Raw genomic sequence first — 12840 nt, forward strand, 5'->3', positions numbered from 1 at the left:
GCGGCCGGGGAGGATGCCGGTCGTGACCCGGACCGCGCCGCTGCCCGCCGACGGTCCCGGACGCGCGCCACGCGTCCCCTCGGCCGCCGCCGAGTACCTGCAGCTCGTCCTCGACGACGCCGCGGCCATCGAGTACGAGGGCCCGCTGGTGCGCGCCCGGGCCGGCGGCGCCGACCCCGACACCCTCGCCGAGGTCGAGCGGGTGCGGTTGCTGGCGCTCCAGGTGCGCGCCGCCTTCGCCGCCCGCCGGCGCCGCGAGTCGGAGCTGTCGGCGCTGTTCGACACGGCGAGCGACCTGGCCACGCTACGCGGTGTCGACTCGGTCCTGACCGCGATCGTCCGCCGCGCGCGCCAGCTGCTGGGCACCGACGTCTCCTACCTGACGCTCAACGACGACGCCCACGGCGACACCTACATGCGGGTCACCGACGGCTCGGTCTCGGCCCGGTTCCAGGCGCTGCGGCTGCCCATGGGCGAGGGCCTGGGCGGGCTGGTCGCCCAGACGGCCGCGCCGTACGCGACGGCGAGCTACTTCACCGACGCCCGGTTCCACCACACCGACGACATCAACAGCGGCGTCCGCGAGGAGGGCCTGGTCGCCATCCTCGGCGTGCCGCTGATCCGCGGGTCGCAGGTCATCGGCGTCCTCTACGCCGCCGACCGCACCGAGCGGACCTTCGACCGCTCGGAGGTGGCGCTGCTCGGGTCGCTGGCCGCGCACGCCGCGATCGCCATCGACAACGCCCGGCTGCTCGAGGAGACCCGCACGGCGCTCGACGAGCTGTCGGCGGCGACCCGGGAGCTGCGGGCGCACACCGAGTCGGTCGAGCGGGCCGCCGGGGCGCACGACCGGTTCATCGACGTCGTGCTGCGCGGCGGCGGCGTCGAGGGCGTGGCGGCCGCGGTGACCGAGGCCCTCGGCGGGCGGATCACCGTGCTCGACGAGGAGGGCCGGCCCACGCCCGCCGAGGTCCCCGGGAGCGCCCTGCCCCCCGACCCGGCCGGCGCGCTGGGCCTGGCCCGGTCGACCGGCCGCACCGTGGGCGACGGCGAGTGGTGGACCGCGGCGGTGACCGTGGGCAACGACCTGCTCGGTGGCCTGGTGCTGCAGCGCGCCGGCGACCTGTCCGACGCCGACCAGCGCATCCTCGAACGGGCGGCGCTGGTCACCGCTCTGCTGCTGCTCATCCGGCGCACCGCCGGCGAGGCCGAGGGCCGGGTGCGCGGCGAGCTGCTCGACGAGCTGCTGACCGGACCGCTGCGCGACCCCGACGGCCTGCGGGAGCGGGCCCGCCGGCTGGGCGCCGACCTCGACCGGCCGCAGGCGGTGGTCGTCGTCCGGGTGGAGGAGCGCTGCCGCGGGCGGGCGCTGGCCGCCGCGGCCCACCTGGCCGCCACCCGCGCCGGGCTGGCCGGGGTGCGCGACGGCCGCGTCGTCCTGTGCCTGCCGGACCTCGCTCCCGGTGCCGCCGCGGCGCTGGTGTGCAAGGAGGTCGCCGCCGCGGTCGGGCGGGCGGTCACCGCCGGCGGCGCGGGCCCCGCGCACGGTCCGGCGGCGGTCGCCGGTGCGGAGGCCGAGGCCCGGCGGTGCGCCTCGACGCTGGAGGCGCTGGGACGGGGCGGCCAGTCGGCCAGCGCCGACGAGCTGGGCTTCGTCGGCCTGCTGGTGGGTGAGGGGCGGGACGTGCCGGGGTTCGTCACGGCCACGCTGGCGCCGGTGCTCGACTACGACGCGCGCCGCGGCACCGACCTGGTCACCACGCTGCGGGCGTGGTTCGACACCGGCGGTTCCCCCGCCCGCGCCGCCGAGACGCTCAACGTGCACGTCAACACCGTCACCCAGCGGCTGGACCGGGTCGCCCGGCTGCTGGGCAGGGACTGGTCGGCGCCCGAGCGGGCGCTGGAGGTCCAGCTGGCTCTGCGGCTGCACCGGCTCACCTCTGCCGACGACTGAGCGCCGGTGGTGTGCGCCTGCGCACTCCGGCTCCGGGACGCGCCGGGAGCGCACACCACCTCCGCGGGAGGGACCGCGCCACCGCCGGCGAGTCCCGAGGACCCTCCTACCCTGGTCCGGTGACCGCCCTCCTGCCCTGCCTGCCGGCGGGCGAGTGGGCGGCGCGGGCGGCCGCGCACGAGGCGCGGGTGGAGCGGTGGACGGCACCGCACCGCGAGCGGCGGCGCCGCGGCGAGAGCCACCCGGTGCTCGACTTCCTGTTCACCTACTACTCCGAGACGCCGTCGCGGCTGCGCCGCTGGCACCCGGGCCCCGGCGTCGCGCTGGCGCCGTCGGCGGACGGCCCGGCCCCCCACGCCGGGTGGCGCTGGTACGCGACCGGCGACGACGGGACGGTGCGGCTCGACGTCGACGGCTACCTGGCCGACCGCGCGCCCACCGTGCGGTTCGTGCGCGACCTGCTGGTGGCCACCGCGTCGCGGCCGGCGCACACCGGGTGCTTCGGTCTGCACGAGTGGGCGATGGTGCACCGCGCCGACGAGCGGCGGCACGCGGTCCCGCTGCGGCTGGGGCAGGCGGGCACCGACGCCGTCGTGGAGTCGCACCCGATCCGGTGCAGCCACTTCGACGCGTTCCGTTTCTTCACGCCGTCGGCGGTGGGGCTCAACCGGCTGCGGCCGACGCGGGAGACGCAGGTCGCGATGGAGCAGCCGGGCTGCCTGCACGCCACGATGGACCTCTACAAGTGGGCCTACAAGCTCTCCCCCGCGGTGCCCGGCGAGCTCGTGGCCGACTGCTTCGCGCTCGCCGTCGAGGTGCGCGAGCTGGACATGCGCGCCTCGCCCTACGACCTGCGCGACCGCGGCTACGAGCCGGTGCCGGTCGAGACGCCGGAGGGCAAGGCGGCGTACGTCGTCGCCCAGCGGGGGTTCGCCGAGCGCGCCGCCCCGCTGCGGCAGCGGCTGGTCGACGTCTGCGACGCCCTGCTGGGCTAGACGCCGTCGCGGGGGCCGCCGGCGCCGACGCCCACCCCGCGCGACGCCGTCTCCCGCAGCTGCTCCACCACCCGGCCGGGCGGCGGCGTGGCGCCTCCGGTCGGTGCGGCCGGACGCCGGCCGAGGCGCCGCTCGCGCAGCCGGGCGGCCAGGCCCGCGATGCCGACCGGGACGAAGAAGACGACCAGGACGAACAGCGACCCGAGCAGGAACAGCGGCTCCGACAGCGGGACCCGCCGCCACGCCGGCAGGTCCTGCACCACGGCCGAGGACGCCAGGTCGGTGAGCCGGCTGTCGAGGTGGGTGTAGAGGACGCCGCCGAGCACCGCGCCCACCGGCTGCCCGTCCCGCCGAGCACGACCCTCACCAGCAGGCCGAGGGTGAAGTCGGCGGTCGTCGTGCGGGGCGTGGAGCCACCGACCACACGGGGACTCGCGCCGTCCGTCGCGACCGCCGGTCACCGTCCCGTCGCCTCCCGGTCGTGCGCGCGCCGTACCGTCGGGGCGTGACCTCGACCTCCCCCGATGACCTGCGCACCGGCCGCTGGCTGCGACTCGACGGGACGACCAACACGCGCGACCTGGGCGGCCTGCCGACCAGTGACGGCGGCACCACGGCGTTCGGCCGCGTCCTGCGCAGCGACAACCTGCAGACCCTCAGCGACGACGACGTCCGCCGCCTGGTGGAGGACCTGCGCCTGCGCGACGTCATCGACCTGCGCACGACGGCCGAGGTGCTGCTCGAGGGGCGCGGGCCCCTGCGCGGGGTCGAGGGCGTCACGCACCTCCACTTCAGCCTGCTGCCCGAGCGGGGGCACCACACCGACGTCTTCGCCGCCGAGGAGGACGAGCTCCCCGAACTGCCAGCCGGCTGGGCCGAGACGGTGCTCCCGCGGCAGACCACCGAGGCCGACGAGGTCGAGCCGCCGGCGGTGCGCTCCTACCTCGGCTACCTGCACCACCGGCCCGACAACGTGCTGGCCGCGCTGCGGGCGGTCGCGGCCGGGGACGGCGCGGTGGTCGTCCACTGCGCGGCGGGCAAGGACCGCACCGGCGTCGTCGCGATGTTCACGCTGGCCGCGGCCGGCGTGCCCGACGAGGAGATCGTCGCCGACTACGCCATGACCGCCGACGTCATCGACGCCCTGGTGGCCAAGCTGCGGCAGTCCCCGACCTACGCCGAGGACATGACCCGCCGCGAGGTCGCCGTCCACACGCCCCGGGCGGAGACCATGCGCCGGCTGCTGGAGATCCTCCGCCAGCGGCACGGCGGGCCGCTGGGGTGGCTGGAGGAGAACGGCTTCGGGGCCCGCGAGCAGGCCGCCCTGCGCGCCCGCCTCCGCGACTGACGCGCGCGTGATCACCACGCGCTGACGGTCGTCCCCGGGGCCGGGAGGACCGCCGTGGACGCGCTCTCGTCTCGAGCGGGCGCTACTCCGGCAGGCGGGGAGCCCGGGCCAGCGGGCGGTCGCGGTGCTTGTGGCGGTACATCGCGGCGTCGGCCTCGCGCAGCAGCCGCTCGGCCGTCGCGGACGGGTCCTCGCCGGGACCGGTGTGCACGGCGACGCCGGTGCTCGTCCCCACGGGCACCGGGAGGCCGTCGAGCCGGAACGGCTCGGTGAAGGCCGCCGCCACCCGGCCCACGACCGCCTGGGCGTCCGACGGGGAGCCCAGCCGCGGCAGCAGCACCCCGAACTCGTCCCCGCTGAGCCGCGCGACGGTGTCGCCGGGGCGGACGGCGGCGCGCAGCCGCGCCGACACCTGCCGCAGCAGCTCGTCGCCGGCGGCGTGACCGAGCGTGTCGTTGACCGCCTTGAACCGGTCGAGGTCGCAGAACAGCACGCCCACGGACCCGGACGGGGCGACGGCGGCGAGCGCGTCGACCAGCCGCTCGCGGAACAGCCGGCGGTTGGGCAGGCCGGTCAGGGCGTCGTGGCTGGCCTGGTGCCGGACGGTCTCCAGCAGCCGGGCCTTCTGCAGCGCCGTGGAGGCCTGGTCGCCGACGCCGCGCAGCCGGGCGAGGACGTCGGCGTCGAGGGCGTGGCTGACCTCGCCGTCGGCCCAGCTCGCGGTGAGCACGCCGAGGAAAGTCGTGCCGGCGAGGAGTGGGACGGCCACGACGTCGGTCAGCAGCAGGGCGGCGAGCAGGTCGCGCATCGGGGCGCTGGCACCGGTCGCGCTGATGACGCGCGGCTCGCGATCGGTGAGGATGCCGAAGACCTCCGGGACGTCCCCGGCCCGCAGGGTCGCCGCCCGCAGCACCGCCTCCTGCTCCGGGGGCAGGCCGGCGCAGGCCGACGCGCGCAGGACCGCGTCGGCGGGGTCCCAGAGCAGCACGCCGGAACTGCCGCAGCCGACGATGCCCGGCAGGGCCCCCGCCACCACGGCGCAGACCTCCGGCGCCCCGGCCGCCGAGGCCAGTTCGTGGGCGAGGTCGAGCAGGGCGCCGGCCCGGCGGGCCTCCGCCCGGCTGTCCTCGAGGGCGAGGACGAGGTCGAGGGCCGCGGCCGCGTGGTCGGCGTAGGCGGCGAGCATCGCCCGCTCGTCGCCGAGCCCTCCCTCGCCCGGACGGCGCAGCGCGGCCAGGCGGCCGTGGGTCCGGCGGGCGGAGGCGACGTCGACGGTCACCGCTCCCGGCCCCAGGTCGTCGCCGGCCAGCAGCCGGGCGACCAGCAGCGGCACCTCGTGGGGGTCCAGGCCGGAGCTGTGCACGAGCGGCGCGCCGCCGTGCGGGGCGGAGACGGCGAGCAGGTAGGCGGGGGCGAGGACGGCGGAGGCCGCGCGGTCGACGATGCGGCGCAGGACGGTCCCGAGGTCCCCGCCGTCGACGAGGTCGGTGGCCGCTTCCTGCAGGCTCCGGACCTGCGCACGGAGGGCGGTCAGCTCCGGGTCGGCCGAGGGCGCGTTGCCGCGGCGGCGCGACCACCGGCTGCGGCGGTCCCAGGAGAGCAGGTAGACGCAGGCCGGGGCGCCGGAGGACTCGCACTCCTCGTGGACGACGCGGGCGGGGGGCAGGCCGAAGACGGTCGGGACCATGCTGATCAGCCCGCGCGCGTAGTCGCAGTCCAGTCGCGAGTGGGCGTAGCCCTCGTGCAGTCGGTAGCGCAGCGTCGCCGAGGTGGCGTCGGACCGGAGCACCTCCATGGTGGAGGTGGTGGTGAAGTTGGCGACCGCGCGCGGCAGCCGGGCGTACACCTGGCGCGGTGAGCCCATGGCCCGCACGAGGACGACGACGGAGGCGTTCATGCCCGTGCGCAGCGAGTCGGCGCCGATGCGGAACATGGCGCCGGGGTCGCCCAGGACCTCGGTGGCCGCGGTGAACAGGCGGATCCGCGTGTCGTAGCTGGTCCAGGTCGAGGGCCGCGACAGCTCGGCGGCGGTGAACGGCACGCCGGACCGGCGGAGGGTCTCCTCGACCGCCGCCTCACCGGCGTGCTGGCGGACGAACTCCAGGACGAGGGCCGTCGTCGCGCCCGACGTCTCCCGCGCCTCCGCCTGGGGTGCCGGGTCCGCCGGTCGCGCTGCGCTCACCTCGGCACCTTCGGCACGGGCCTGGCCCGGGTTGAGTGCGCCGGCCCGTGCGGGCGGCCCGCTCCCCCGCACGGGGGACCTGCCCCGGACAGCAGTCGGCCCCGGGCTGCGGGTGCAGACCGGGGCCGTGCGGATCGGGCGCCGTCACCGGCGCCGCCTCCCTGCAGGGCCCCGCCGCGAGCGTGCGAGGGGCGGGGGCAGGGAGGTCCTTCGTCAGACCTCGCGGGTGAAGAACGCGCTGCTGTTGGCCATGGTGAGCAGCTCGTCGCGCATCGCGGGGCTGCCGGTACGGGCGAGAGCCCGGTCGATGGCCCGCCGCGTGCGAGCCGCCTGCCGACGCTGGCGCCAAGTGGTCCCGATGGACATGTCCGTGTCTCCCTCTTCGGTACGTCTTCGTCCTACACCCATAGCAAAGCAGGTGTGGACGTCAATATTCCGAAGGATCGCAGGGACTGTCATGTGATGTCCGACGATCGTTCACCCATCGGAGAGGTCATGCCCCCTCACGCGCGGGTCAGCACCCCCCGCGCCGCGGCCCGTGCCGCCCGCGGGTCGTCGGCGGCCAGCGCGGCGGCCGCGGCGTCCCGGCAGGCGGCGAGGTCGGCGGTGGCCAGCCGCGCACCGACGCCCGCGACGGCCGATCCGGCGCAGGACAGGGAGGTCACGCCGAGACCGACGAGGACACAGGCGAGCAGCGGGTCGGCCGCGGCCTCGCCGCAGACGCCCACCGGCTTGCCCGCCCTCCGGCCCGCCGCCGCCGTCGTCTCCACCAGCGCCAGCAGGGCCGGCTGCCAGGGGTCGGTGAGGTCGGCCAGGTCGGCGGAGAGCCGGTCCGCGGCCAGCGCGTACTGCGACAGGTCGTTGGTGCCGATGGACAGGAAGTCGACGTGCCGCAGCATCCGGTCGGCCAGCAGCGCTGCCGAGGGGACCTCGACCATCACGCCGGGCACCAGCCCCCGCTCCCGCACGCGCGCGGCGAAGTCCGCGGCCTCGCCCTCGGTGGCCACCATCGGCGCCATCACCCACGGCGCGGTACCGGTACGGCGGGCGGCCTCGGCGACGGCGTCGAGCTGGCGGTCGAGCAGACCGGGGTCGCGGCGGGCCACCCGCAGGCCGCGGACGCCGAGCGCCGGGTTGGCCTCCTCGGGCGGCGTCGCGAACTCCAGCGGCTTGTCCGACCCGGCGTCGAGGGTGCGCAGGACGACCCGCCGGCCGGCCGCTGCCTCGAGGACGTCGGCGTAGCCGCTCGCCTGTTCCTCGACGGTCGGCTCGGAGGCCCGGCCGAGGAAGGCGAGCTCGGTGCGGAACAGGCCGACCCCCTCGGCGTGCGCGCGCAGGGCGGCCCGTGTGCCGTCGCCGTCCTGGACGTTGGCCAGCACCGGGACCGCGACGCCGTCGCGGGTGGTGCCCGGCCCGGCGTACCCGGCCAGCGCCTCGGCGGCCCGGCGCGCGGCGGCGAGCTGGCCGGCGGCCGCCTCCGGGTCGGGGTCGACGGTGACCGCACCCTCCTCGGCGTCGAGGAGGACCGTCGCGCCGGCGGGGACGGCGTCGAGGCCCTCCACCGCGACCACTAGGGGCAGGCCCAGCTGGCGGGCGATGATCGCGGTGTGGCTGGTGGTCCCGCCCAGGCGGGTGGCCAGCCCGACGATCCGCGCGGGGTCCAGGCCGGCGGTGTCGGCGGGGGCGAGGTCGTCGGCGAGCAGGACCGAGGGCTCCGCCGGCGAGGGGACGCCGGGCTCCCCCTGGCCGGTCAGTTCGGCCACCACGCGGTCGCGGACGTCGCGCACGTCGGTCACCCGCTCGGCCATCACGCCGCCCAGCGAGGTGAAGACGTCGACGAACTGCTGCGCGGCCTGCACGGTCGCCACGGCGGCGGGGACGCCGGCGGTGATCCGCTGCTCGACCGCGCCCAGCAGCCCGCGGTCGCGCGCCATCCCGGCGGTCGCCGACAGGACCTCGGCGGTCATCCCCGTCGCGGCCGCGGCACGCTCGGCCAGCCGGCCGGCGACGGCCTCGGCGGCCGCGGTGAACCGCGCCCGCTCCTCCTCCCGGGCCGTCTCCGGCAGCGGGTCGAACGCCTCGGCGGGCAGGATCACCGCGCCGGACGGGCGGACGACGGGACCGAGGACCACGCCGGGGACGACCGGCGTCCCGGTGAGCACGGTGCGGGCGGCGGTGGTGGACATGCGGACCTCACGTCGGTCGGAGGGATGGCGGGCGCCGGACCTCGTCGTCCGTGACCAGCCTCACCACTTGGTGTTGACTTGTCAACGTAATCCACGTAGAACAACACAGACACAAGTCCGGTCCCACACGATCGGGCATCTGCCGAGGCCCCGCCGTGGTCTCGCGCACCGACCGAGGGGATGGACGGTGTACGCCGAGGAGCGCCAGCAGGCCATCGCCACACTCGTCGTCGAGCAGGGGCGGATCGCGGTCACCGCGGTGGCCGACCAGTTCGGTGTCACCACCGAGACGGTGCGCCGGGACCTCGCCACCCTCGAGCGGGCGGGTGTCCTGCGGCGCGTGCACGGGGGCGCGGTACCCGCCGCGGCGCTCACCCTCGTGGAGACGGCCCTGGCCGAACGCCACGCCACCCACGCCGAGGCGAAGCGCAAGATCGCCGCCGCGGCGCTGGACCTGCTGCCCGGCCGCGGCGGCAGCCTGCTGCTCGACGGCGGGAGCACCACGGCGGCCCTGGCGGACGTGCTGCCGGCCGACCGGACGCTGTTCGTGGCCACCAACTCGGTGCCGATCGCCGCGCGGCTGGCCAACGCCCCGGGCGTCACCCTGCACGTGCTGGGCGGCCGGGTCCGCGGGCTGACCCAGTGCGCCGTCGGTGAGACGCCGGTGCGGGCGCTGGCCGACCTCCGGGTCGACGTCGCCTTCCTGGGTACGAACGGCATCGCCCCCGGCCACGGTCTGACCACCCCGGACGAGGCCGAGGCCTCGGTCAAGCGGGCCATGGTGCGCGCCGGCCAGCGGGTGGTCGTGCTGGCCGACAGCAGCAAGCTCGGACGCGAGCACCTGGTCCGTTTCGCCTCCCTCGACGACGTCGACGTGGTCATCACCGACGGCGGGGCCGAACCGGCCGTCCTCGACCACCTGGAGGCCTCGGGCGTCGAGGTCGTGGTCGCGTGACCGGCGGCCGCACGCACGGGGGACGGGTCGTCACGCTGACGGCCAACCCCAGCCTCGACCGGACGCTGGCCCTCCCCGGCCCGCTGGCCCGTGGCGGGGTGGCCCGCCTGGGCGCCAGCTCGACCGAGCCGGGCGGCAAGGGCGTCAACGTCGCGCGGGCGCTGGCCGCCGCCGGCGCCGACGTCGTCGCCGTGGTCCCGGCCGACCGGACCGACCCGCTGGTCACCGCACTGACCGCGCTCGGGCTGCCGCTGCTCACCGTGCCCACCGGCACCCCGGTGCGCACCAACTACTCGCTGACCGAGCCCGACGGCACCACCACCAAGCTCAACGAGCCGGGGACGGCCCTCGACGAGGACACCCGGGCCGCGCTCGGGGCCGTGCTGACCGGGGCCGCGGCCGAGGCCCGCTGGGTGGTGCTCTCCGGCTCCCTGCCGCCCGACACGCCCGCGGACTGGTACGCCGAGCTGGTCCGGGCGGTCCGGCCCACCGGCGCCCGCGTCGCGGTCGACACCTCCGAGGCGCCGCTGCGCGCACTGCTCGCCGCCGGGCCCGACGCGGCGCCGGACCTGCTCAAGCCCAACGCCGAGGAGCTCGCCCAGGTCGCCGGCACCACGGAGGCCGCGCTCCTGGCCGACCCGGCCGCACTGCGCGCCGCGGTCCGGTCGCTGCACGCCGGGGGCGTCGCCGAGGTGCTGCTGACCCTCGGTGGCGACGGCGCCGTGCTGTCCACGGCCGACGGCGTCTGGTCGGCACGCGCGCCGCGCACCACCGTCCGCAGCACCGTCGGCGCCGGTGACTCGAGCCTGGCCGGCCACCTGCTCGCCGACCTGGCCGGCGCCCCGCCCGCCGAGCGGCTGCAGCGCGCGGTCGCCACCGGCTCGGCCGCCGCCGCGCTGCCGGGGTCCGCGGTGCCGGTGCCGCACCAGGTCGACCCGGCCGCCGTCGTCGTGGCGCCCGGCCTGTCCGGGCTCGCGCCCTCCCCCGATCCCGTCGCGGCCGCCGGCCGCGACGTCCCCTGACGCCCCGGAAGGTCCGTCATGACCGCACTCATCTCCCCCGAGCTGGTCGTCCTCGACGCCGACCTGGGCTCCGACAAGGCCGCGGTGGTCCGCCGGCTGGCGGGCCTGGTCGCCGACGCGGGCCGTGCCACGGGCGCCGATGCCCTGGCCGGTGACGCGCTGGCCCGTGAGGCCCAGGCCGCCACCGGCCTGCCCGGCGGCATCGCGATCCCGCACTGCCGGTCGGCCGCGGTGACGCAGGCGTCGCTGGCCTTCGCCCGCCTGGAGCCCCGGGTCGACTTCGGCGCTGCCGACGGACCCGCCGACCTGGTCTTCCTCATCGCCGCCCCCGCGGCCGGCGACGCCGACCACCTCACGCTGCTGTCCGCGCTGGCCCGCGCCCTGGTCCGGCCGGACTTCGTCGCCTCGCTGCGGGCCGCGGGCTCGGCGCAGGACGTCGTCGCACTGGTCGAGGAGGTCGTCTCCCCCAAGCCGGCCACCGGTGCGACCGCGGCGACCTCGGTCCCCTCGCCCGCGAGCTCCCCGGCGGCCGCCGAGCCCGCGGCCGGATCCGCTGCCGCCGCTCCGGCCCGCCGCCGCCTGATCGCCGTCAGCGCCTGCCCCACCGGCATCGCGCACACCTACATGGCCGCGGACAAGCTCGCCGCCGCCGCGCAGGCCGAGGGCGTCGACCTCGTCGTCGAGACGCAGGGCTCCTCGGGCTCCACCCCGCTGGACCCGGCGCTCATCCGCGACGCCGAAGCGGTCATCTTCGCCGTCGACGTGGGTGTCAGGGACCAGGACCGGTTCGCCGGGAAGCCGGTGATCCAGTCGGGGACGAAGCGGGCCATCAACGAGCCCGAGGTGATGATCCGCGAGGCGCTCGCGGCCGCCGACGACCCCCACTCCCGCAAGGTGGCGGGCAGCGGCGCCGCGGCTGCCGCGTCCACCTCCGGCGGCGGCGGCAGGCCGGGCACCGGCGCCGAGGTCCGCCGCTGGCTGCTCACCGGCGTCAGCTACATGATCCCGTTCGTCGCGGCGGGCGGCCTGCTCATCGCGCTGAGCTTCCTGCTGGGCGGCTACCGGATCGTCACCGGCAACCCCGACGTCGAGGGCCAGAACTACGCGCTGAGCTGGGTGCTGAGCAACTCGCTGTTCGACCTGCCCAGCGCGCCGGGCATCGAGGGCCTCAACGACGGCCTCCTCGGCTACCTCGGCGCGGTGTGCGCGGTCCTCGGCCAGGCGGCGTTCGGCTTCCTGGTGCCGGCGCTGGCCGGCTACATCGCCTACGCGATCGCCGACCGTCCGGGCATCGTCCCCGGTTTCGTCGTCGGCGCCGTGTCCGGCAGCGTGGGCGCGGGCTTCATCGGCGGTCTCGTCGGCGGTGTGATCGCCGGCTTCGCCGCCCGGTGGATCGCCTCCTGGAAGCTGCCGACCGGTGTCCGCGGGCTCCAGCCGGTCGTGATCATCCCGCTGCTGGCCACCGTCATCTCCAGCGGCCTGATGGCCGTGGTCCTCGGCCGCCCACTGGCCGCGGCGCTCTCGGGGCTGGGCAACTGGCTCAACGGCCTGACCGGCACCTCGGCGGTGCTGCTCGGGATCATCCTCGGCCTGATGATGTGCTTCGACCTCGGCGGCCCGGTGAACAAGGCGGCCTACGTCTTCGCCACCACGGGCCTGGCCGCGGGCAGCGGCGCCCCGCTGGTCATCATGGCCACGGTCATGGCCGCGGGCATGGTCCCGCCGCTGGCGATGGCGCTGAGCACCGCCGTCCGGCCCCGGCTCTACACCCCGGCCGAGCGGGACCAGGGCAAGGCGGCCTGGCTGCTCGGTGCCTCGTTCATCTCCGAGGGGGCCATCCCGTTCGCCGCGGCCGACCCGTTCCGCGTCATCCCCTCGATGATGCTCGGCGGGGCCACCACCGGCGCGATCGTCGCGGCCAGCGGCGTCGAACTGCGGGCCCCGCACGGCGGCATCTTCGTGCTCTTCGCGATGAACGGGGTGCTGATGTTCCTCGTCGCCCTGCTCGTCGGCACGGTCGTCGGCGCGCTCGCGGTCACCGTCGCCAAGAGCATCGGCCGGAAGAAGGCCGACGAGGTGCCCGAGGACGCCGTCGACCTCGCCCACGCCCACAACCCGGCTCCCGCCGTCAGCGCGCCCGCGCGCGTCTGACACGGCAGGCTCGACCCCGTCCACCCACCCCGAGCAGCGAGGACACC

The 12840-nt window shown here is 76.9% G+C and carries 10 protein-coding genes; 6 read left to right on the top strand and 4 right to left on the bottom strand.

Translation table 11 applies throughout. The features are described from left to right. Positions 1-13: 13 nt before the first annotated feature. Both BM414_RS09525 and BM414_RS09530 read left to right on the top strand, forming a co-directional pair. Positions 14-1954, top strand: a complete 1941-nt coding sequence (locus BM414_RS09525; RefSeq protein ID WP_093579195.1) for a helix-turn-helix domain-containing protein — start codon at positions 14-16, stop codon at positions 1952-1954. A 119-nt stretch (positions 1955-2073) separates the two neighbouring features. Then, the gene (locus BM414_RS09530; protein ID WP_093579196.1) at positions 2074-2949 is read left to right on the top strand and encodes a 3-methyladenine DNA glycosylase; all 876 of its coding nucleotides are present in this window, start codon (positions 2074-2076) and stop codon (positions 2947-2949) included. Here the strand turns inward: BM414_RS09530 and BM414_RS29255 are convergent. Further along, positions 2946-3284, bottom strand: a complete 339-nt coding sequence (locus BM414_RS29255; RefSeq protein ID WP_175551520.1) for a hypothetical protein — start codon at positions 3282-3284, stop codon at positions 2946-2948. The two genes, BM414_RS09530 and BM414_RS29255, sit on opposite strands and share 4 nt — an antisense overlap. A gap of 170 nt (positions 3285-3454) precedes the next feature. Here BM414_RS29255 and BM414_RS09540 point away from each other — a divergent pair, with 170 nt between their 5' ends. After that, positions 3455-4297 (top strand): tyrosine-protein phosphatase, encoded by an 843-nt coding sequence (locus BM414_RS09540; RefSeq protein ID WP_093579197.1) that lies wholly within the window; start codon positions 3455-3457, stop codon positions 4295-4297. A gap of 82 nt (positions 4298-4379) precedes the next feature. Here BM414_RS09540 and BM414_RS31330 read toward each other — a convergent pair whose 3' ends face one another. The 3 genes from BM414_RS31330 to BM414_RS09550 form a co-directional block, all read right to left on the bottom strand. Continuing rightward, positions 4380-6479 carry a diguanylate cyclase domain-containing protein gene (locus BM414_RS31330; RefSeq protein ID WP_093579198.1) on the bottom strand — a complete coding sequence of 700 codons (2100 nt, stop codon included), beginning with the start codon at positions 6477-6479 and terminating at the stop codon, positions 4380-4382. Between the two features lie 213 nt (positions 6480-6692). Beyond that, entirely contained in the window at positions 6693-6845 is a 153-nt protein-coding gene (locus tag BM414_RS29265; protein WP_175551521.1) for a hypothetical protein, read from the bottom strand. A 137-nt stretch (positions 6846-6982) separates the two neighbouring features. Further along, entirely contained in the window at positions 6983-8665 is a 1683-nt protein-coding gene (locus tag BM414_RS09550) for a putative PEP-binding protein (protein WP_093579199.1), read from the bottom strand. Positions 8666-8852: 187 nt separating this feature from the next. Between BM414_RS09550 and BM414_RS09555 the strand changes: the two genes are divergently transcribed. The 3 genes from BM414_RS09555 to BM414_RS09565 are packed head-to-tail and all read left to right on the top strand — an operon-like array spanning position 8853 to position 12793. Beyond that, entirely contained in the window at positions 8853-9620 is a 768-nt protein-coding gene (locus BM414_RS09555) for a DeoR/GlpR family DNA-binding transcription regulator (RefSeq protein WP_093579200.1), read from the top strand. Next, positions 9617-10642 carry a 1-phosphofructokinase family hexose kinase gene (locus BM414_RS09560; RefSeq protein WP_093579201.1) on the top strand — a complete coding sequence of 342 codons (1026 nt, stop codon included), beginning with the start codon at positions 9617-9619 and terminating at the stop codon, positions 10640-10642. Before BM414_RS09555 ends, BM414_RS09560 begins: the two co-directional genes overlap by 4 nt. 18 nt (positions 10643-10660) lie before the next feature. Further along, positions 10661-12793 (top strand): PTS fructose transporter subunit IIABC, encoded by a 2133-nt coding sequence (locus BM414_RS09565; RefSeq protein WP_093579202.1) that lies wholly within the window; start codon positions 10661-10663, stop codon positions 12791-12793. Positions 12794-12840: the final 47 nt, after the last annotated feature.

This window comes from Geodermatophilus amargosae (assembly GCF_900116515.1).
In the GTDB taxonomy this organism is placed as follows: Bacteria; Actinomycetota; Actinomycetes; order Mycobacteriales; family Geodermatophilaceae; genus Geodermatophilus; species Geodermatophilus amargosae.

What these genes read in the sequence shown, in the direction of transcription:
- BM414_RS09565 (WP_093579202.1), top strand. Translation starts at nt 10,661, where the DNA reads ATGACCGCACTCATCTCCCCCGAGCTGGTCGTCCTCGACGCCGACCTG.
- BM414_RS29265 (WP_175551521.1), bottom strand. Translation starts at nt 6,845, where the DNA reads ATGTCCATCGGGACCACTTGGCGCCAGCGTCGGCAGGCGGCTCGCACG.
- BM414_RS09525 (WP_093579195.1), top strand. Translation starts at nt 14, where the DNA reads ATGCCGGTCGTGACCCGGACCGCGCCGCTGCCCGCCGACGGTCCCGGA.
- BM414_RS09550 (WP_093579199.1), bottom strand. Translation starts at nt 8,665, where the DNA reads ATGTCCACCACCGCCGCCCGCACCGTGCTCACCGGGACGCCGGTCGTC.